Source organism: Klebsiella sp. NPDC088457, assembly GCF_044900465.1.
In the GTDB taxonomy this organism is placed as follows: domain Bacteria; phylum Pseudomonadota; class Gammaproteobacteria; order Enterobacterales; family Enterobacteriaceae; genus Klebsiella.
The window spans coordinates 59,020-79,520 of the sequence record NZ_JBJDNH010000007.1; the positions used below are offsets into that span (position 1 = coordinate 59,020).

Consider the following 20,501-nt stretch of genomic DNA (forward strand, 5'->3'; position numbering starts at 1 on the left):
AGAGAAAGGGCGAGCCGCTGCGGCCCGCCCCGCTTTACGCTTAGAAATCGTAGCTCATTGAGACCTTGACGGTACGCGGCTGCCCCTGGAACAGATAGGTGCCGGTATCATCAACACCCTGCCAGTATTTCTCATTGGTGACGTTATCCACGCCCGCACGAACCACCATCTGGTTTTGGTTCTGATTAAGCGACAGACGGTAGCGCACGCCCAGATCGAGAGTGGTGTAGCTATCGAGTTTTTTGCTGTTCGCCGCATCGGCATACTGCGAACCGGTATGGTTCAACCGCGCCGTCGCCGTCAGCCCCTCAACCGGCTTGATGTCATATTCCGCGCCCAGCACCGCATAGAATTTAGACACCCCGATGGCATCTTTACCGTCGTTGACGCCGCCGGCGGTTTTGGTCTGCTGCGGATCCAGCCACTGCACGCTGCCGTTCAGGCGCAGCCCCAGTACCGGCTCGCCAAAGACGTTCAGCTCGGCGCCGCGGTTACGCTGCTCGCCATCCAGGCCGTAGCGGCGATTGGCGTCAGAGATCGCGTTGGGCTTAGTAATTTCAAACAGCGCCAGCGACCCGCCGAGAGTGCCGTAATCCATTTTCACCCCCACCTCATTCTGTTTCGAATGGGCGATCCCGGTGCTCTGCCCGGCGTTTGCCGCGGTGTTCGGCGCCACGCTCCCTGGCTGCAGAGCTTCGGTATGGTTGGCATACAGCGACAGCGTGTCCCACGGTTTGTAAACCAGCCCTACCGTCGGCGTCCAGCGGCTCTGGGTATAACGCGAGGAGGTCTCTTCCACTCCGGTGCTGTTACTGTAGTTACGCACCACCACTTTCTGATGACGCGCGGCGGCGGTGAGCAGCACTTTGTCGTTAAAGAAGCCCAGGGTGTCGCTCAACAGCCAGCCCTGAGTACGGCTGCGCGAAGTGGTCAGCGGATCGAAGTAGTTACCGCCAAAGTAGGCGTTGTCCGGCATCGCCACATCGTGATTGTCATAGATGTTAGTGGCCGGGTTGTTGGCCGACATCCGCCAGGCGGTAGCGTCGGTTCTGACCTGCGCGGCATATCCGACGTTGACCTGATGCGAAATGGCGCCGGTGGTGAAATTGCCGCGTACGCCGCCCATCCCGCTAATGGCGTCGATAATGCGGTTAGTATCCAGACGACCGACGGTGGCATCGCCGTTTTCATTAACCAGCTTCGGCGCGCTATAGATGCCGGTTTCATGCGAGTGCTGGCCGCCGAGGGCGCCGTATAACGTCCAGCTGTCGGTCAGGTCATATTCGCCTTTCGCCATGCCGAATTCGCTTTCAATGTCGCTGTAGCCCCACTTCTGGCTATAGTTCTTACGGCTATCCGGCAGCGCAGGCACGACGTCGACGCCGCTGATATTGACCCCCATCGTCCCGCCGTGGAAGGTTTTTTTCTGATAGCCAAAATCGAGCGAGGAGCGGAAACGATCGCCGCGATAGTCCAGCCCCAGGGAGGCCAGCGTGGTTCGGCGCCGGTCATTATCCACCGCGCCTTCGCCTTCGCGGTGCACCAGATTCACCCGGGCGCCAAACTGGTTATCATCGCCAAAACGACGGCCCACGTCGAGACTGCCGCCGACCTGAGAATCGCTGGTGTAGTCCACGCCAACGCGGGTGGTCGGCATCTCTTCCGCCCGTTTAGGTTCGAGGTTGATCATCCCACCGACGCCGCTACTGGCCACGCCGTTCAGCAGACCATTCGCCCCTTTGAAAACCTCGACGCGTTCCAGCATCTGCGTATCCATCACCTGGCGCGGCACCACGCCGGCCAGGCCGCCCATGGTCATATCATCGCCATCAAGCTTAAAGCCGCGAATGCGGTAGGTTTCCGCAAAGTTGCCGTACCCCTGCACCGTCTGGACGCCGGCGTCGTTGTTGACCACATCGGCGATGGTTTGCGCCTGCTGGTCCTGAATCATCTTCGCGGTATAGCCGATGACGTTAAACGGTACGTCCATCGCCTTTTGTTCGCCAAGCATGCCGAGACGGCCGCCGTGGGCGATTTGCCCGTCAAGGAACGCCGGAACCACCAGATCGCCGCCGGCTTTAAAATCGCTGCCTTCGGTCGCCTGCACGACCATGACCTCTTCGTTTTTCTTGTTGTCGCTGCTGCTGTCCGCCGCTGTCGCGGCGTGGGTGATGGCGCCAATCGTTAACGCCAGCAGCGTTTTACGTAGCGGGAAAGAGGAATAAGAGGTGGTGTACATAATGAGTCCGTGATGACGATAAATGAAAGCAAGGGCCCGTTGCCGGGCCAGAATTTTTATTGGGCGCTCAGGTCGATGCGGGCAACGCTGTCCGGACCTTTGGTCGAGTGATCTTTGTTGAACGGCTGTTTGACGGTGACAAACAGCGTCTGACCATCCGCTGAGAGCAGCAGGCTGTTCGGATTAACCGGGATATCCCACTGCTTTTTCTGCGCATAGGTGGTGCCGTTGAGGCTGATAACCTTGCCGGATTCACGCTGAGAGATATAAATTTCATTGCGTTTCGGGTTGAACAGCACCGCCAAAGAGTCACCCACCTCCAGCTGCTTAATCACTTTGCCGCTGTGAATATCCAGCACCAGGGTGGTTTTCGCCTTCGAGTTATCGGTCACAAACAGGCGCCCGGTCTCGCTGTCTTCCGCGATGTTCAGCAGCAGCGCCGGTTTGTCGCCCAGCGGTTTCCAGCGTTGTTCAATCCGGTTGCTGCGCGGATTAATCACCAGGATCTCGCCGCTGCCGTTGGCGGCGTACAGGCGGCCGGTTTGCGCGGAATAGTGCAGCCCGGTCATCCACTTGCCGGTGTTTTTAATCCGCGTTTTCAGCTTCAGGGTGGTGGCATCCACCACCCAGATTTGCGCCGGGTCGGCGACAGCGCCGACGTACAGGGTATTATCCAGCAGCAGGATCTGCCGCGCGCCGTAAGGCAGGCCCTTTTCATTACGCTCGCTAAACAGCAGCCGTTTTTTGACTTTACCAGTTGCGGTGTCGATGGCGCTGATGCCGCCGTCAAGGGAGTTCGTGACAAACAGCGTTTTGCCATCCGGCGTTATCTGTACGGCGAAATTTTTCAGGTCGGTATAGCTCAGACCGAGGGTCTTCAGGGTCTTCGGGTCGAGCTTGTAAACGGCCCCGCCCTGCACATCTTTAAAACCTTCGGCGCTTGCCACGTACAGGGCGTCGCCCTGCGGGCTGAGCGCCATTTCATACAGCCCGTCAGCCAGTTCACGTTTTAACGGTTGTCCGACGGTGGCTGCGCTTTTCTCGACAGCGGCAGGGATAGCAGGAGTGGAGCGGGTGGCTGCGCAGCCGCTTAAGACCGCAGAAATCGCCAGGGCTAATGCCGGGATGGTGTGTTTCATTGTAGAAATCCTTAACAAAATCAATAACCCGGTGGTAGCTCCGTGCCGATATTGTTATTTTCCGGCCTTGTAACGCTGAGCCCACCCTACGCCTTCGCTGTTTCCTTGTGAGCGACTCACTGGCGCAGGTTATTCCATACTCAGCCTGCAAACAAAAAGAAGAATGAGAACTATACTCATTATCTTATTGAGCGCAAGCCTAATCGCGCCCGGGATAGGCAAAAGCGATAATCCACTGATTTCCGGACATTAAGTTGCGAAGCGCATCCGCGAATGTGCCGCTGACCGCCGCCTCGCAGGAGCAAACGGCTTCTCTCAACGACAACGTCTATGCCTGACAGTGTCTGGACGGCGTGGAGAAAGGGCTGACGGATGTCGGGTTGCCACAATCTGCAGGTGGCCGACGATCTGACGCTGTTTGTCTGGCGCGAAAAAATCATTCCAACGCGGGGGGATCCCGATCGATCTGCAACAGGCGCGCACCGACGGTAAGATCATGGGCTATCAGGGAAGCGATTTTGCCGCGCTGAGCAATTTCCCGCAGGGAGCCAGCGCGCAAATGCTGAATATGACACACCACGTATCATCGGGGAAACGCCGGAGCCTGAAGGCTCCGGCACGAGACGATCAGGCGCTGGCAATCTCCAGGCGGGCGAGCTGAGCGGCATTCAGCGTCAGATGCGCCGCCCGCGCAAAGCTCTCCACCTGGGACACGCTGGTCGCGCTGGCGATCGGCGCCGTGACCCCTTCGCGGCTCATCAGCCAGGCCAGCGCCACTTCTGCCGGTTTGGCATTGTGCTGGCCGGCGACCTCTTCCAGGGTGTCGATAATGCGTATTCCGCGCGGATTAAGATATTTACCGATGCCGCCACCGCGCTGACTCTGCGCCAGATCGGACTGCTGGCGATATTTACCGGTTAAGAAACCGGAAGCCAGGCTGTAATAGGTGACAACGCCAATCTCACGGCTGATGCACAGGTCGCAAAGCGCGCCTTCGAACGCGGAACGGTGATAAAGGTTATATTCCGGCTGTAGCACCTGCCAGGCCGGCAGCCCCTCTTTACGCGCTACTTCCAGCGCGGTGGAAAGCTGCTGCGCATCAAGGTTGGATGCCCCCATCGCACGAATTTTTCCCGCCTGCTGGAGGGCCTGAAAAGCGTCCAGGGTCTCGGCGACCGGCGTTTCCGGGTCCGGCCAGTGGGCAAAGTAAAGATCGATATAATCGGTATTCAGACGGCGCAGCGAATCGTCCACCGCCTGTTGGATCCAGGCTTTTTTCAGCCCTTTTTGCCCGGGAAGCCCTAGATCAGAGCCTACCTTAGTGAAGATTTTTACCTTATCACGCATGGCAGGCCGCGCCTGGAGCCAGCGGCCGATAATGGTTTCAGACTCTCCCCCCTGATTGCCATCCGCCCAGCGGGAGTAAACATCCGCGGTATCAATGGCATCAAAGCCGTGGTCGACAAAAGCATCAAGAATGGCAAAACTGGTTTTTTCATCGCAGGTCCAGCCAAAAACGTTGCCGCCGAAGACCAGCGGGGCGATGGAAAATCCGGTTTTGCCCAATGGACGTGTATTCATGCCGTGCACTCCTTATCGCTTATATTCTGTATCCTTCGATACACCGCGAGGGCTGATAAAGGACAATCACTGGATAGTCAGAAAAGGAATCTTGCGGCGGGCCGGTTGATGCCCGCCGGACGCATTACCACATTATGTCCCGGAATAGACGTCAAAGCTAAAATATTTGCCCGACAGTTTTTTATAGGTTCCGTCGGCAAGAATTTTGGCAATCGCACCGTTAATTTCCTGACGCAGGGCTTCGTCATCTTTGCGCAGACCAATCGCCGCGCCGGCGCCAAACAGTGTATTATCCTGCAAACTTCCGCCGACAAAGGCGAAGTCTTTCCCCTGCGGCTGCTGCAGGAAGCTGTAGTCGGCCATCATCCCGGAGAGTACCGCGCCATCGATACGCCCGGACTCCAGATCTCGCACCACGCTGTCGGCGCCCTGGTAGGCCACAATGTTAATCCCCGCCGGACGCCAGTGCTGATTGACGTACGTCTCCTGCGCCGAACCTTGTTCCACACCGATGGTTTTGCCTTTGAGCTGCTCAGGCGTATTACCGGTCAGCGTATTTTTGCGCGCCACGAGGAACACCGGGCCGTTATACAGCTTATCGCTGAAGGCGATCTGCTCTTTGCGCTTCTCGGTCATGTACATACCGGAGAGAATGGCGTCGAATTTGCGCGCCTTCAGCGCCGGAATAATACCGTCGAAGTTGCTTTCCACCCACACGCATTTCGCCTGCAGCTGCTGGCAGATGGCGTTGCCTAAATCAATATCGAAACCCGCCAGCTTGCCCTGCGGGTCTTTCCATTCAAACGGCGCAAAAGTGGGATCGACGCCAAAACGAATTTCCTTTTGTTCTGCGGCCAGCGCCGATGTTGACGCCATCAGCGCGACCCACAGCAGAAGAGATTTTTTCATTATTTACGAGCTCCAGAGATCAACGGCAGTGTGTTTCAACTAACCGGGCGAAGAACGACGCGCCGGTGGTAATAATGTCATCGTTAAAGTCATAGCCTGGGTTATGCACCATGCAGCTCCCCTTGCCGCCCTTCTCGCCGTTGCCCAGCAGGAAATAGCAGCCCGGACGCGCCTGCAGCATAAAGGCGAAATCCTCGCTGGCGTTCATCGGCGAAATCGCCGGCAGCACCTGCTCGCTGCCAAAAACTTCCAGGGCTAGCGCTTTGGCGAAGGCGGTTTCGTCCGCGCTGTTGGTCAGCACCGGATAGGAGTCATAGACCTCAATCTCGCTGGTTGCGCCGTAGCTTTTGGCGGTGAACCCGGCGATCTCGGTAATGCGTCTAATCAGCAGATCGCGCACTTCGGGCTTCATCGCCCGCACGGTCAGCTCCATCACCGCACTTTCCGGGATCACGTTGGAAGCGATCCCCGCCTGGAAGGTCCCGACGGTCACCACGGCGGTTTCCCCCGGCGGCACGTTGCGGGCCACAATACTTTGCAGCGCCATCACCAACGCGGAACCGGTCAGAATCGGATCGACCGCACGGTCAGGATGAGCGCCGTGGCCGCCATAGCCATGGATGGTGATCTTGACCGTATCGGCCGAAGCCATAAAGTTGCCGGCATAAAAGCCCAGCTTGCCGACCGGCAGCCCCGGCATATTGTGCAGGGCGAATACGCAATCGCACGGGAAGCGTTCAAACAGGCCGTCTTTAATCATCAGGTCGGCGCCGCCGATAGCCTCTTCCGCCGGCTGGAAAATCAGATGTACCGTGCCGTTAAACTGGCAGGCCGGCGAGGCGATATATTTCGCCGCCGCCAGCAGAATGGTGGTGTGGCCGTCATGACCGCAGGCATGCATTTTGCCCGGCACGGTGCTGGCCCACGGTAATTCGGTGGTTTCAAAGATCGGCAGCGCATCCATGTCGGCGCGTAGCCCGATGGTCCGCGGCGAGTTGCCTTTGGTTAAGGTCCCCACCACCCCGGTTTTCCCCACATCGCGGGTCACCGTATAGCCCCATTCCGCCAGTTTCCCCGCCACCAGCTCACTGGTATTAAACTCTTCCAGACTTAATTCCGGATGGGCATGCAAATAATGACGGATCGCAATCATTTCTTCTTCAGCTGCTTTAATTTCGGGAATCACAAAATCGGTCATGCCGGTCTCCGGGAAATAGAATCAATATTCTGCATAATTCAGGCATCAGGCCACGGGCGGCCAGGTCAGTGAGAAAGCCAGCACACCTGCAGATTAACGTATGGCGAAGATACTCAGACTCCATAACTTATCTGGATAAGCGTTGAATGCAAGCAAGATTTCTGATTTCTGGAACCGGCCTCATCTCATTTACTAATGATTATTCAGAGAGTTACCCGGCATAGCGCCAGATGAAATCCAATGTGTGTCGGCAGGAGAATAAGCCAAAGAGGCCATGCTATTAAGTAAGCCATTAACAGTGAAATAGACTAAACTCAGGGCTATATTAAAATATAAACATTTAAATAAGAGATTATTAACACATGTTTATTCTACAAATATCACACTGAGAACAGCATATTTATGAACGGTGCGGAAACCAACGGCGCGGCGAAATATGATGATACCGGGTTCGCACCGGCCGCCGCCTCGGCAAACGGCGTCGCCCACGAGATCTCTTCGCTGCCGTCGAAAGTAAGGCGTACGAACTTACCGGGAAAGGCCTTACCGTGCAGGCAGTGGTCAACGGTGATAAGTCCTGCCCGGATGACGGGCTGAATAAAAAAGCGCATCACTCCGCAGGGCGTCCCCTCTCCCGTGACGAGAGAGGAGCTCATGGTGGTCAGATGTCGTGGCAGGGGGATCAGCGACTCAGCGCGCCGTTCACCAGAATAGAGGTAATGATGCCGGTGGCTGCCGCAATCAGGACATAGTTGCCGTTAATGTATGACCAGTGCTGACCCTGAGGGGGCCGCGGCAGGCCGCGATCGTTCCAGTCACTGATCCGATAGTCATTGCCGCGGAAATGCTCCGGCGCCGGCTGCCCTTTACGGAAATCGTTGCCGTTCCAGGTAAAGCGATCTTGTTCGTGGCGATCCGGATGGGACTGGCCCTGCGCCCGGCCGTTGCCGTGATTGCCGCGATCCGCGCCACGGTTATCGGCATACCCCTGCGGGCCATTATTACCCGGCCCCTGCTGACGATTACCGTCCTGACCACCGTGGCCAGCGCCCTTCTGCCACTCCTGCTGCTGGCCAGGGTTGCGGTTGTCATTCGGCCCTTCGGCATACGCCAACGAACTCAATACGCAGGATACGATCACAGCCAGAGAAATCATCTTTTTCATTGTACACCTCCTGATATATCTCCTTTTGTACCGCCGCAATGTGGAGAAACAGTGAATATCAGGATAACCAGGACGATTCCTGGCAGGCTGGTGAAGCGTCTCCGACGCGAAAAGGATAACCAGGCGAGAGAGGCAGGAAGCAGAGGGATGAGATCATGAGGAACAAAAAAGGCCGCTTTCGCGACCTTTTTATAACGAACCGGCAGTGATTATTCAGTGACTTTATTTTTTAAGTCTTCAGCACCCTGCCTGGTTTTATCCCAGCCTTTGGCGGCGCCTTCTTTGGTTTTATCCCACCCTTTTTCGGTGGCGGCCTTGGTTTTATTCCAGCCTTTTTCGGTCCCTTCTTTGGTCTTGTCCCAACCCTTCTCGGTCCCTTCTTTGGTCTTATTCCAGGTTTTCTGCGCGCCTTCGCTCACCTGGCTGCCGACGCTGTCGCTTTTACCTTGCGCCGCGTGTTCCGATTTCAGCTTCAGCTCATCGCCTTCGTTCTGAGCCTGGTGCAGTTTTTCCTTCGCGGTATTAGCCCCTTCATGGGCCGCCGCGACGGTGTCATCAGTAGCGTGTGTTGTCGCAGCCAAAACAGGGGCTGCTACCAGAATCGCAGATAACGCAATCATTGCTTTTTTCATAATTTCCTCTCTAACGTGCTTAATGTTATGAGTCGTCACCATCATGGCATAAGATTCTGGTGATGACTTTAGGGATAGTTCTTAAAACCATCCTTTGCGCTTCCCATCGGCTTTTCAGACTAGTCCACCGCCGCGCCTCTGGCAGCCCGTTAGCCCTAACAAGTTTGTTACATTTTATGAAATTCCGGCCTCATATACCTGCCGTTTATTTTCAGCCGCGAATAATTATCAAAATCATTATATTTATAAATTCGCAAACGGAACTCACCTTATGGCAAGAAAATCAGTAAGCTCATTTATTTTTACAGCCTTGATCGCAACCCCCTTTTTCAGCTACGCCACGCAGTATCCCCTCACGGTAACCGACCTCGACGACCGCAGTATTACCCTCCAGCACGAGCCGCAGCGCGTCATTCTGCAGGATGGACGAGACCTGATGACGCTGGCGCTGCTGGACCGCGATAACCCTTTTCAACGGGTCGTGGCCTGGAATAACCTGGCAAAGAAACAGGACGTGGCTACCTGGGAAATGCTACAGCACAAGTGGCCGCAGTCGGCGACGATTCTTGATATGGGTTTTAGCGACAAAGGCAATGTCGACCTCGAAAGCGTCCTCTCCCGCCAGCCCGATCTGATGATTGCTCAGCTGCGCGCTAAGCCCGCGCTGACGGAAAGCGGCGTTATCAGTAAGCTCGCTGCGCTGAATATTCCGGTGTTATTTGTTGATTATGAAGTGAATCCTGCCAAAGATACCGCCCCAAGTATCGATCTGCTTGGCCGGGTGCTCAACCGCGAGAGCCAGGCCAAAGCCTATACCGATTACTATCGTCAGCACCTGCAGGCAATCCAGCAGAAAACGGCCACCCTGTCGCCGAAAGCCACGGTGTTTGTCGAAGCGTTGGCCGGGAACAGCGACGCCTGCTGCTTTACCCACGGTCACAGCGGCTGGGGTGGTCTGGTGGAAGCGGTAGGCGCCAATAATATTGGCTCACAGGTTCTGCCAGGCGCCTCCGGTTTTGCGGCGCTGGAAAAAATTATCAGTCTGAAACCCGATGCTTACATCATGACCGGCTCGAAACGCGGCAACAGTCAGGTGCTGCCGTTAGGTTACCAGGTCAGCCAGCAGGCGGTTAACGCCCAGGGGCAGAAGCTGCTAGCGCGTACCGGCGTCAGCGAGATCCCGGCGGTGCAAGCGCAGCGTGCCTACGGAGTTTACCACCATTTCTACAATCATCCGTGGAATATCGTCGGCATGGAATATCTGGCGAAAGATATCTATCCGCACTCTTTTAGCACCCTGAACCCGGACGAGACCTATCGCTACATCGTGCGTCACTTCACCACGTTGCCCGATCTGCCGTTCGTCTTCTCCTGGAAACAAGGTGAGTAAACGCCCATGAGTGCGACCACAGAACCCGCCATCGACGCTCTGAAGCTGGAAGCTGATGAGGTGATGCTAAACTATCGCCGGATCCTGCGCCGCCGCATCGCTTTTATGCTGCTGTTACTTCTGCTGATCGGCGCTTCGCTGCTGCTCGACTTCATGATGGGGCCTTCCGGAATGCCGCTGCATACGCTGTGGCAAACCCTGACGGACCCCGACAGCGCGAACGCCGGAACGCGGGCGATCGTCTGGGATATTCGTCTGCCTTACGCCCTGATGGCGGTGGTGGTAGGGCTCGCGCTCGGTCTCGCCGGCGCGGAGATGCAGACCATCCTCAATAACCCGCTCGCCAGCCCCTTTACCCTTGGTGTCTCTTCGGCGGCGGCGTTCGGCGCGGCGCTGGCCATCGTCCTCGGGATTGGCATTCCGGGGATCCCCAGCCAGTGGTTTATCTCCGCCAATGCCTTTATCTTCGCCCTGCTGGCGGCTCTGCTGCTGGATGGAATTACCCGCTGGACCCAGGTGGCCACCTCCGGGGTGATCCTGTTTGGTATCGCGCTGGTCTTTACCTTTAACGCGCTGGTGTCGATGCTGCAGTTTGTGGCTAACGAAGATACCTTACAGGGGCTGGTGTTCTGGACCATGGGCAGTATCGATCGCGCCTCATGGCAAAAGGTGGGAATTTTACTGGCCGTACTGGCGGTGGTCATGCCGCTCTCGATGATGAGCGCGTGGAAACTGACCGCGTTGCGCCTCGGCGAAGACCGGGCCATCAGCTTCGGCATTAACGTTCGCCGCCTGCGGCTGACCACGCTACTGCGCATCAGCATCCTGTCGGCGCTGGCGGTAGCCTTCGTCGGCCCGATTGGTTTTATCGGCCTCGTCGCCCCGCATATCGCGCGCCTGATTTTTGGCGAAGACCATCGCTTTTATCTGCCCGCCAGCGCCTTCATCGGCGCCCTGGTACTCTCGCTGGCGTCGGTGGCGTCGAAGAACCTGATCCCCGGCGCCATTATTCCGGTGGGTATCGTCACCTCGCTGGTCGGAGTCCCCTTTTTCCTGAGTATTATTTTACGCCACCGGGGGAACGTATGACCCAGTATACCGCTGCGCCGCCGGGGCTGGCGCTCACCCGCTTCAGCGCCGGCTATCCGAAACGTCAGGTTATCCGCGATCTGACGGTCCCTCACCTGCCGCGCGGTCAAATCACCGCCCTTCTCGGCCCTAACGGCAGTGGAAAATCGACCCTGATGCGGGCGATGGCGGGCCTCGGTCCGTCGACGGGGGAATTGTCGCTGGCCGGGGAAAATCTGCTGGCGCTGCCGTTCGCCCGCCGCGCGGAAAAAGTGGTTTATCTGCCGCAAACGCTGCCTGCGGGCGTCCATCTGCACGTACTGGAGTCGATTATCGTCGCCCAGCGCGCCGCCGGGGGTTTTATGCGCCCGGATAAGCAGGCGGAGGTGATGTCCCTGCTGCGCCAGCTGGGTATTGAGCACCTGGCGTTGAGCTACCTTGACCAGCTTTCCGGCGGGCAGAAACAGCTCGTCGGTCTGGCCCAGTCGCTTATCCGCCAGCCGGCGTTGCTGCTACTGGATGAACCCCTCAGCGCCCTGGATTTGAACTATCAGTTTCACGTGATGGATCTGGTGCGCAGGGAGACCCGCAGCCGTAATATCATCACCCTGGTGGTGGTCCACGACATTAATATCGCCCTGCGTCATGCCGATCATGTGTTGATGCTAAAAGAGGGACAGCTGCTGGCCGACGGAGCCCCTTCGCAGGTCATTACCCCGGAGATACTCGCCGCGGTATACGGCGTACGCGGGCGTATCGAACCCTGTTCGCAGGGGATCATGCAGGTGATTATCGACGGTCTGGCCCGGACGGCGGCGTAAGCTTGCCTCCGGCGCCGCGTCAGTAGAGCTATTTTTTTGCCCTGCCTCGCACTTTCTCGATCGCCGCGTTCCGATCGTCAGCAAGCTATGTTTTAATAAGCTAAACCGGTTTAACTTAGTTTAGCATTGAGGTGAAATCAGCATGAATGCAAAAGTATGGGTTCTTGGGGATGCGGTTGTCGATCTGCTGCCGGAAAGCGGAGGACGCCTGCTGCAGTGCCCCGGCGGCGCGCCGGCCAACGTCGCGGTGGGTATCGCCCGCCTGGGTGGCCATAGCGGGTTTATTGGCCGCGTCGGCGACGATCCCTTTGGCCGCTTTATGCAGCAAACGCTCAGCCAGGAGCAGGTGGATATTCGCTATATGCAGCGCGATGCGCGGCATCGGACCTCTACCGTGGTGGTCGATCTCGACGATCAGGGCGAAAGAACCTTTACTTTCATGGTTCGCCCCAGCGCGGACCTGTTTCTGCAGCCGGAGGATCTCCCGGCGTTTGCCCCAGACCAGTGGCTGCACGTCTGCTCTATCGCGCTGAGCGCCGAACCGAGCCGCAGCACCACGTTCACCGCGATGGAACAGATCAAACATGCCGGGGGGCGGGTCAGCTTTGACCCGAATATCCGCCCCGATCTGTGGCAGGATGTGGAACTGCTGCACGCCAGCCTCGATCGAGCCCTCGCGCTGGCCGACGTGGTGAAACTTTCCGAGGAAGAGCTGGTGTTCATCAGCGGCAGCCACGATCTTGAGCAGGGGATCGCCACCCTGACCCAGCGCTATCGGCCCGCGCTGCTGCTGGTTACCCAGGGCAAAGCGGGCGTACTCGCCGCTTTCCAGCGGCAGGTGACGCGTTTTGCGGCCAGGCCGGTGGTCAGCGTTGATACCACCGGTGCCGGCGACGCCTTCGTTGCCGGGCTGCTCGCCAGCCTGGCCGACCGCGGCATGCCGACGGATGCGGCGACACTGGAACCCGCCATTACGCTGGCGCAAACCTGCGGAGCGCTGGCGACCACCGCCAAAGGCGCCATGACCGCCCTGCCCTACCAGCGCGATCTTAACCGTCAGTTCTGATTCTCACGGGCCGATATTGCGGCCCGCTTTGTTATCTCCGCCACACTGATTAAACCGGTTTAGCCAACATAACCCACGCCGCCGCGACGGGCGCAATCCGCACCGTCAGTTGCGCAAAAATAATCATGCATTCAGAGGGGATTATGGATTTTCAGCAGATTTCCCGCTCGCGGCTTCCGCTTCTGGGGGGTAAGGACAATATTGCCAGCGCCGCACACTGCGCCACGCGGCTGCGCCTGGTTCTGGTGAATGGCGCGCTGGCCAGGCAGCAGGCCATCGGCAAAATTGAGGGGATAAAGGGGTGATGGGCTGCCGCTGCTTCCCGCGCTATCCCGCGCAGATCGTATTCAACGGCGCAGCGCCCGACGACATTCTGCTACTGGCCGCTGCGTCCATGCATGGTAGAATAAGCGTTTTAATTTCAGGCGCATGTTGCCGTGATGAAAACCAAACGCGTTACCATTAAAGATATCGCCGGGCTGGCGGGGGTCTCAAAAGCGACCGCCAGCCTGGTGCTGAACGGTCGCGGCAAAGAGCTCCGTGTCGCCCGGCAAACCCGCGAGCGGGTGCTGGCGATTGCCCGCGAACAACATTACCAGCCCAGCATCCACGCCCGTTCGCTGCGCGATAACCGCAGCCATACCATCGGTCTGGTAGTACCTGAAATCACCAACTACGGTTTTGCCGTCTTCTCTCACGAGCTTGAAATGCTCTGTCGCGAAGCCGGGGTGCAGCTGCTTATCTCCTGTACCGATGAAAACCCGGCCCAGGAAAACGTGGTGGTCAATAATATGATTGCCCGTCAGGTTGACGGTCTGATTGTCGCCTCCTGCCTGCACAACGACGCCGATTATCGCAAACTTAGCGAACAGCTGCCGGTGGTGCTGTTTGACCGCTGCCCCAGCGAAAGCCCCCTGCCGCTGGTGATGACCGACGCCATCAGCCCGACGGCGGATCTGATTTCGCGCATTGCCCCCGGGCACAGCGATGAGTTCTGGTTCCTCGGCGGGCAGCCGCGCCTTTCGCCGTCGCGCGACCGCCTGGCGGGCTTCACCCAGGGGCTGGCAAACGCGGGGGTCGAGCTGCGTCCCGAATGGGTGATTAACGGTAACTATCATCCGAGCTCCGGCTATGAGATGTTCGCCGCGCTGTGCGCGCGTCTCGGTCGCCCGCCGAAAGCGCTGTTTACCGCCGCCTGCGGCCTGCTGGAAGGGGTATTGCGCTATATGAGCCAGCACCATTTACTGGATTCCGACATTCACCTGGCGAGCTTTGACGATCACTATCTCTACGACTCGCTGTCGCTGCGTATCGATACCGTCCAGCAGGACAACCGCCAGCTGGCGTGGCACTGCTATGACCTGCTCAGCCAGCTTATCGACGGGAAAACGCCGGATCCGCTGCGGCGCTACCTGCCGGCGACGCTGCAGATCCGCCACCGTTGACCTGCGCAAGGCGCTTAATTTAGCGCCTCGTTGCGCAGCCAGCTCTGCAGCAGCTTACCGTTGGGCGTCATGTCGCTGTCGTGACGCACGCAGAGGTAGTAATCCCGGCCATCCTCAATCGCCGCGTCGAAGATTTTCACCAGCTCGCCGCTTTTCAGATAGGGGGCGATTAACGGTTCGCGCATCAGGGCGCAGCCGAGGCCGGCCTGCACGCCCGCAAGGGTCAGCAGACCGTCTTCAAACAGCGGCCCGGTTGAGCGCGGCGGGCGTTTTACCCCTTGCTGAACAAACCACTGATTCCACGTGGTGCGCTCCTCATCATGCAGGAGCGGCATCTGCAGTAGCTGTTCCGGGGTATCAATATGGCCATGCAGGCGGAGAAACGCCCGGCTGCATACCGGCACCATCCTGCCGGAAATCAGTTTTTCGCTCTGATACCCCACCCAATGCCCGTCGCCAAAACGGATAGACATATCCGAGGCATCGCTGAGGTAGTTGCGGTGGTTGGCGTAGAGCACATTGATTTCGGTCTGCGGGTTAGCGTGAACAAATGACGGCAGCCGGGGGATGAACCAGCCCATGCCGAACAACGGGATCAGGCTGATGGTGACCTGCTGGGTCTGGGCCTGATCGACCAGGTGCTCGGTGGCCTGGCGCAGCACATTAAACGCCGCGCGGATCGAGCGGTAGTACTCCCGCCCCTGCTGGCTGAGCGTCAGCCGCCGCCCCGCTCTTTCCGTCAGCGGAATTTGCAGATACTCCTCCAGCACCTTCAGCTGGTGGCTTACCGCCGATGGCGAGATCGCCAGTTCACGTGCGGCCTGGGTCACGCTGCCCAGGCGAGCGATAGCTTCAAATGCCCGCACCGCACGCAGCGGCGGATCGTTGTTCAGCAGGCTTTGCGGAGCTGCTGCCTGCTCGCTTAATTGTTCTGTTTTTTTCATATGTTGATTTTCTTAGTGCAAAACGCCCGTCATCTCATTATTTAATATTATTAAAAATCATAATGATAGTTAAATTCACAATCATCATAAGAAAGAATATATCCGTATTTTACAATTTAATTCATTTGTAAGAGGGTAGCGGTAATTTGAGCACATTGTCGGGTACTTCAGTTGGACACTCTCATACAACAACTTATCAACGGGGTCATGCTCGGCAGCATCTACGCCCTGATCGCACTCGGCTATACCATGGTGTATGGCATTCTGCGCATTATTAACTTTGCCCACGGCGATATTCTGATGGTGGGCGCATTAACCACCCTTTCCGGGATGAATGCGCTGCATGCCCATTTTCCCGGCCTGCCGCCGCTGGCCCAGCTGGCGCTGGCGCTGATGCTGGCCATGGCGGTGTGCGCGCTGCTGGCGATGGCGGTAGAGCGCTTTGCCTATCGTCGCCTGCGTCATGCCCCTCGTCTCGCCCCGCTGATCTCCGGGATCGGCGTATCGGTGCTGCTGCAGACCGTCGCCATGATTATCTGGAGCCGCAATCCGCTGATGTTTCCGCAAATTCTGCCGATGGATCCGATCGCCATCACTCACGGCAGCGAGGCGCATCCGCCGGCCATTATCACCGTCACCGGTATCGTTACCGTCGCGCTGGCGCTGGCGGTCATGCTCGGTCTGTGGCTGCTGGTGGAATTTACCCGCCTGGGCCGCGGCATGCGGGCGGTGGCTGAAAACCCGCGCATCGCCACGCTGATGGGGGTCAACCCCAACGCCATTATCAGCCTCACCTTTGCCATCGGCGGCATCTTCGCGGCGCTGGCCGGGGTGATGATGGCCAGCAACTACGGCAGCGCCGGTTTCTCGATGGGCTTCCTGCCCGGGATTAAAGCCTTTACCGCCGCGGTGCTCGGCGGGATCGGCAATATTCGCGGCGCGATGGTCGGCGGCCTGCTGCTGGGGATTATCGAATCGCTGGGCGCCGGCTATCTCGGCGATCTGACCCATGGCGTCTTCGGCAGCAACTATCAGGATATCTTCGCCTTTATGGTGCTGATTCTGGTGCTGGTCTTCCGTCCCGCCGGTTTACTTGGCGAGCGCGTGGCGCACCGGGCATAGGAGACAATCATGACCACAATACAATTAGACGCTCCCGCCGTCTCGCGCCGCTTCTGGTCCGGTATGGCCCTGTTTATCTGCGCATTGCTGATCGCCCCGATAGTGGCCAGCCAGCTCGGCGGCAACTACTGGGTGCGGGTTATCGATTTTGCCCTGCTCTACATCATGCTGGCGCTGGGACTGAATATCGTGGTCGGCTACACCGGCCTGCTGGATATGGGATTTATCGCCTTCTACGCCGTAGGGGCCTATCTCGCCGCTCTGCTCGCCTCCCCACATCTGCTGGAGGCGTTCCCGGGGCTACAGACCTGGTTGCCCGACGGCCTGCATACCTCGTGGCTGCTGATTATTCCGCTTGCCGCGCTGGTCGCCGCGGGCTGCGGCATCCTCCTCGGCGCGCCGACGCTGAAGCTGCGCGGTGACTATCTGGCGATTGTCACGCTCGGCTTCGGTGAAATCATCCGCATCCTGATGCGTAACCTCGACCGCCCGGTCAACATCACCAACGGCGCCAAAGGGATCTCTGGCGTCGATACGCTGAATCTGTTCGGCCTGAAGTTTAGCGGCGTTTATCACTGGTTCGGTTTTAAAGTCCCGGCGCTGTGGCTGTGGTACTACCTGCTGATGCTGGTGATTGTGGCGATTATTTTCGTCTGCCTGCGCCTGCAGCACTCCCGTATCGGCCGCGCCTGGCACGCCATCCGCGAAGATGAAGATGTTGCCCGCGCCATGGGCATCAACGTGCGTAACTACAAACTACTGGCCTTCGCCATTGGCGCCTCGTTCGGCGGCGTTGCCGGGGCGCTGTTCGGCGCCTTCCAGGGGTTCGTCTCCCCGGAATCCTTTACCCTGCAGGAGTCGATTGCGGTACTGGCGATGGTGGTCCTCGGCGGCATGGGGCACATCCCGGGGGTGATCCTCGGCGCCGTATTGCTCACCGCGCTGCCGGAACTGCTCCGCAGTCAGGCCGCGCCGGTACAACAGGCGCTGTTTGGCGAAGTGCTGATTGACCCGGAAATTCTGCGGCAGCTGTTCTACGGCCTGGCGCTGGTGCTGGTGATGCTGCTGCGTCCGCAGGGGATCTGGCCGGCACGCCGTCAGGGAGCGAAAGCATGAGCCTGTTAAGCGTACGTAATATGTCGAAACGCTTCGGCGGCCTGACGGCGGTCGATAACGTGTCGCTGAGCATCAATCAAGGCGAAATTTATGGCCTGATTGGCCCCAACGGCGCGGGGAAAACCACCTGCTTTAACCTGATTACCGGGCTTTATCCGGCGGACAGCGGCGAGTTCGCCATCGCCGGTCGGCCCTATTTTCCGCACAATATCGCGAAGGTGACCGCGGCAGGCATCGCCCGCACCTTCCAGAACGTGCGACTGTTTAATGAGATGTCGGTGCTGGAAAACGTGATGGTCGGCCGTCACGTGCGTACCCGTAACGGACTGTGGGCCGCACTTAGCCGCCACCCGCGCGCGCGCGCCGAAGAGGCGCAGACCCGTGAACTGGCGTGGCACTGGCTGGAATATACCGGCATCGCGCAGTTTGCCCACTACCGCGCCTGCGACCTCGCCTACGGCCACCAGCGGCGGCTGGAAATTGCCCGCGCGCTGGCTACCGACCCGCGTCTGCTGGCGCTGGATGAACCGGCCGCCGGGATGAACGCCGCCGAGAAGATGGCGCTTGGCGAGCTGCTGTTGCGCATTCGCGACGACGGTAAAACCCTGCTGATGATTGAGCATGACGTCAAACTGGTGATGGGCATTTGCGATCGCCTGATGGTTCTTGATTACGGCAAAACGCTGACCAGCGGCACGCCGGATACCGTACGCCGCGATCCGGCGGTGATCGCCGCCTGGCTTGGAGGAAGCGCCCATGTCTGATCTGTTAACCGTCACCGGCCTCGGGGTGCACTACGGCGGCATTCAGGCGGTACGCGATGTCTCGTTCAGCGTTAAAGCGGGCGAACAGGCCACCTTGATTGGCGCCAACGGCGCGGGGAAAAGCTCCACCGTCCGCGCCATTACCGGGCTGGAACCCTTCAGCGGCGAGATTCTTTTCAACGGCAAAGCGGTCCGCAAATGCCGGGCCGAATCCCTGCTGCGCGAGGGCCTGGTGATGGTGCCGGAAGGTCGCGGCATTTTTACCCGCATGAGCGTACTGGAAAACCTGCAAATGGGCGCCTGGCTACGCCGCGATCGCGCGGCGGTCCGCCAGGAGATGGACGAGATCTTCACCCGGTTTCCACGTCTTGCCGAGCGTCAGCATCAGCTGGCCGGGCTGCTTTCCGGCGGCGAACAGCAGCTGCTGGCGCTGAACCGCGCCCTGCTCAGCCGGCCGCGTCTGCTGATCCTCGACGAACCGTCGATGGGGCTGGCGCCGCTGATGGTCGAGAACGTTTTTCGCGTTATCGCCACCCTGCGTCAGCGCGGCGTGGCCCTGCTGCTGATTGAGCAAAACGCGCGCCTGGCGCTTGAGGCCACCGACAGCGCGTGGGTCATGGACAGCGGCAGCATTGTTGAGCGCGGCGCATCGCAGGCGCTGCTGGCCGACGACCGTATCGCACAGATTTATTTGGGCGAAATGCCCGCTTAACACACCAACCAGCATCAGGGAAAAATAATGAAAACAGTAAACATCAGTGCGCTTAGCGCCGCTATTCTGCTCAGTGGTTTTGCCTCATCTGCCGCGTGGTCCGCGGCCAGCGAGACCGTCATTATCGGCCTGGCAGGCCCGCTGACCGGCCCTTCCGCGCGTATCGGCAAGGATCTGGAAAACGGCGCGCGGCTGGCCATTGACGATATCAACAAGCAGCACCCGACGATCGGCGGCAAAGCGGTGACCTTCAAGCTGCAATCCGAAGACGACCAGTCGGACCCACGCACCGCGGTAGCCGTGGCCCAGCGCCTGGTGGATAGCGGCGTCGCCGGCGTGGTCGGCCACTGGAATACCGGTACCAGTATTCCCGCCGCCCGCGTCTATCATGATGCGGGTATTGCCCAGGTGGCGCCGGTGGCCACCGGGCACGCCTATACCAGACAGGGCTTCGATACCAGCTTCCGGGTGATGGGTCACGATGACGACGGCGGCCAGTTCGCCGGACAGTACGCGGTGCAAACCCTCAAGGCGCAACGCATTGCGGTGATTGATGACCGTACCGCCTTCGGCCAGGGCCTGGCCGACGAGTTCATTAAATCGCTGGCCGCCCAGGGGGTAAAAATCGTCGACCGTCAGTATGTCGATGACAAAACCGTCGACTTCAGCGCCGTGCTGACGGCTATCCGCAGCAAAAATGCCGATCTGATCTTCTTCGGCGGCGTCGACAGCCAGGCGGCTCCGCTGGCGCGGCGCATCAAACAGCTGGGTATGAACGCCACCCTGATGGGCGCCGGCGGCTTCGTCAGCCAGACCTTCCTGCAGCTGGCGCAAAAAGAGGGCGATGGCGTGGTGGCGCTGGAGCCGGGACTGCCGGTTGAGCAGATGCCGGGCGGTAAGGCCTTCGAGCAGGCCTATCAGGATCGCTATCACACCCATATCGAGCTCCACGCGCCGTTTGCCTACGACGCCACCCGCGTTCTGGTGGCGGCGATGGAAAAAGCTGACTCCGTCGATCCGGCCGACTATCTGCCCGCGCTGCGCGCCATCAGCTATTCCGCCGTCACCGGGCCAATCGCCTTTGATAAAGAAGGTAACCTCAAGTCGCCGACCTTTACCGTTTATAAGGTCGTTGAAGGTAAATGGCAGCCGCAAACCATACTCGGCGGCGCCAAAACGCAGTAACGCAG

At 58.8% G+C, this 20,501-nt stretch carries 19 protein-coding genes and 2 pseudogenes; 12 read left to right on the forward strand and 9 right to left on the reverse strand.

Annotated features, from left to right (window positions below; genetic code table 11):
- Positions 1 to 40 precede the first annotated feature (40 nt).
- Both ACI2JR_RS06360 and ACI2JR_RS06365 read right to left on the reverse strand, forming a co-directional pair.
- Positions 41 to 2,239: a TonB-dependent receptor gene (locus ACI2JR_RS06360; RefSeq protein WP_462478135.1), complete on the reverse strand. Its 2,199-nt coding sequence runs from the start codon at positions 2,237 to 2,239 to the stop codon at positions 41 to 43.
- A 56-nt stretch (positions 2,240 to 2,295) separates the two neighbouring features.
- On the reverse strand, positions 2,296 to 3,378 hold the full coding sequence (locus tag ACI2JR_RS06365) for a YncE family protein (RefSeq protein WP_462478136.1): 1,083 nt from the start codon (positions 3,376 to 3,378) through the stop codon (positions 2,296 to 2,298).
- A 314-nt stretch (positions 3,379 to 3,692) separates the two neighbouring features.
- On the opposite strand from ACI2JR_RS06365, the pseudogene ACI2JR_RS06370 reads away from it, so the two are divergent.
- Positions 3,693 to 3,958 (forward strand): annotated as a pseudogene (locus ACI2JR_RS06370) (MoaF C-terminal domain-containing protein); the annotation flags it as partial.
- Positions 3,959 to 4,005: 47 nt separating this feature from the next.
- Here the strand turns inward: ACI2JR_RS06370 and ACI2JR_RS06375 are convergent.
- The 6 genes from ACI2JR_RS06375 to ACI2JR_RS06400 all read right to left on the reverse strand — a co-directional run bounded on the left by ACI2JR_RS06375 (position 4,006) and on the right by ACI2JR_RS06400 (position 8,863).
- On the reverse strand, positions 4,006 to 4,959 hold the full coding sequence (locus ACI2JR_RS06375; protein ID WP_132728690.1) for an aldo/keto reductase: 954 nt from the start codon (positions 4,957 to 4,959) through the stop codon (positions 4,006 to 4,008).
- 132 nt (positions 4,960 to 5,091) lie between these two features.
- The gene (locus ACI2JR_RS06380) at positions 5,092 to 5,868 is read right to left on the reverse strand and encodes an ABC transporter substrate-binding protein (RefSeq protein WP_132728688.1); all 777 of its coding nucleotides are present in this window, start codon (positions 5,866 to 5,868) and stop codon (positions 5,092 to 5,094) included.
- 19 nt (positions 5,869 to 5,887) lie between these two features.
- Entirely contained in the window at positions 5,888 to 7,066 is a 1,179-nt protein-coding gene (locus tag ACI2JR_RS06385; RefSeq protein WP_132728686.1) for a M20 aminoacylase family protein, read from the reverse strand.
- A gap of 380 nt (positions 7,067 to 7,446) precedes the next feature.
- The gene (locus ACI2JR_RS06390; protein ID WP_462478137.1) at positions 7,447 to 7,722 is read right to left on the reverse strand and encodes a hypothetical protein; all 276 of its coding nucleotides are present in this window, start codon (positions 7,720 to 7,722) and stop codon (positions 7,447 to 7,449) included.
- 26 nt (positions 7,723 to 7,748) lie between these two features.
- The gene (locus ACI2JR_RS06395; protein WP_132728682.1) at positions 7,749 to 8,231 is read right to left on the reverse strand and encodes an RcnB family protein; all 483 of its coding nucleotides are present in this window, start codon (positions 8,229 to 8,231) and stop codon (positions 7,749 to 7,751) included.
- Between the two features lie 209 nt (positions 8,232 to 8,440).
- Complete coding sequence (locus ACI2JR_RS06400) at positions 8,441 to 8,863, reverse strand: hypothetical protein (protein WP_132728680.1); 423 nt, start codon at positions 8,861 to 8,863, stop codon at positions 8,441 to 8,443.
- A 271-nt stretch (positions 8,864 to 9,134) separates the two neighbouring features.
- On the opposite strand from ACI2JR_RS06400, the gene ACI2JR_RS06405 reads away from it, so the two are divergent.
- The 6 genes and pseudogenes from ACI2JR_RS06405 (at position 9,135) to ACI2JR_RS06430 (ending at position 14,653) form a co-directional block, all read left to right on the forward strand.
- Positions 9,135 to 10,253: an ABC transporter substrate-binding protein gene (locus ACI2JR_RS06405; protein WP_462478138.1), complete on the forward strand. Its 1,119-nt coding sequence runs from the start codon at positions 9,135 to 9,137 to the stop codon at positions 10,251 to 10,253.
- A 60-nt stretch (positions 10,254 to 10,313) separates the two neighbouring features.
- On the forward strand, positions 10,314 to 11,342 hold the full coding sequence (locus ACI2JR_RS06410) for a FecCD family ABC transporter permease (RefSeq protein ID WP_165905692.1): 1,029 nt from the start codon (positions 10,314 to 10,316) through the stop codon (positions 11,340 to 11,342).
- On the forward strand, positions 11,339 to 12,142 hold the full coding sequence (locus ACI2JR_RS06415) for an ABC transporter ATP-binding protein (RefSeq protein WP_462478139.1): 804 nt from the start codon (positions 11,339 to 11,341) through the stop codon (positions 12,140 to 12,142). The genes ACI2JR_RS06410 and ACI2JR_RS06415 overlap by 4 nt, the downstream gene beginning before the upstream one ends.
- A 142-nt stretch (positions 12,143 to 12,284) precedes the next feature.
- Entirely contained in the window at positions 12,285 to 13,208 is a 924-nt protein-coding gene (locus ACI2JR_RS06420) for an aminoimidazole riboside kinase (protein WP_462478140.1), read from the forward strand.
- A 143-nt stretch (positions 13,209 to 13,351) separates the two neighbouring features.
- Positions 13,352 to 13,510, forward strand: a pseudogene (locus ACI2JR_RS06425) (PTS transporter subunit EIIB); the annotation flags it as partial.
- Positions 13,511 to 13,648: 138 nt separating this feature from the next.
- Positions 13,649 to 14,653 (forward strand): LacI family DNA-binding transcriptional regulator, encoded by a 1,005-nt coding sequence (locus ACI2JR_RS06430; protein WP_462478188.1) that lies wholly within the window; start codon positions 13,649 to 13,651, stop codon positions 14,651 to 14,653.
- 14 nt (positions 14,654 to 14,667) lie between these two features.
- On the opposite strand, the gene ACI2JR_RS06435 is transcribed toward ACI2JR_RS06430, so the two are convergent.
- Positions 14,668 to 15,597 carry a LysR substrate-binding domain-containing protein gene (locus ACI2JR_RS06435; RefSeq protein WP_132728671.1) on the reverse strand — a complete coding sequence of 310 codons (930 nt, stop codon included), beginning with the start codon at positions 15,595 to 15,597 and terminating at the stop codon, positions 14,668 to 14,670.
- A gap of 171 nt (positions 15,598 to 15,768) precedes the next feature.
- On the opposite strand from ACI2JR_RS06435, the gene ACI2JR_RS06440 reads away from it, so the two are divergent.
- From ACI2JR_RS06440 to ACI2JR_RS06460, 5 genes are read left to right on the forward strand one after another with little or no spacing between them, the layout of a single operon-like run.
- The gene (locus ACI2JR_RS06440; RefSeq protein ID WP_132728669.1) at positions 15,769 to 16,719 is read left to right on the forward strand and encodes a branched-chain amino acid ABC transporter permease; all 951 of its coding nucleotides are present in this window, start codon (positions 15,769 to 15,771) and stop codon (positions 16,717 to 16,719) included.
- A gap of 9 nt (positions 16,720 to 16,728) precedes the next feature.
- Positions 16,729 to 17,835, forward strand: coding sequence for a branched-chain amino acid ABC transporter permease (locus ACI2JR_RS06445; RefSeq protein WP_462478141.1), 1,107 nt, complete (start codon positions 16,729 to 16,731; stop codon positions 17,833 to 17,835).
- A complete protein-coding gene (locus ACI2JR_RS06450) occupies positions 17,832 to 18,599 on the forward strand; it encodes an ABC transporter ATP-binding protein (protein WP_132728666.1) in 768 nt (255 codons plus the stop codon). The genes ACI2JR_RS06445 and ACI2JR_RS06450 overlap by 4 nt, the downstream gene beginning before the upstream one ends.
- Entirely contained in the window at positions 18,592 to 19,311 is a 720-nt protein-coding gene (locus ACI2JR_RS06455) for an ABC transporter ATP-binding protein (RefSeq protein WP_132728664.1), read from the forward strand. Before ACI2JR_RS06450 ends, ACI2JR_RS06455 begins: the two co-directional genes overlap by 8 nt.
- A 27-nt stretch (positions 19,312 to 19,338) precedes the next feature.
- Entirely contained in the window at positions 19,339 to 20,496 is a 1,158-nt protein-coding gene (locus ACI2JR_RS06460; protein ID WP_462478142.1) for a branched-chain amino acid ABC transporter substrate-binding protein, read from the forward strand.
- Positions 20,497 to 20,501 lie beyond the last annotated feature (5 nt).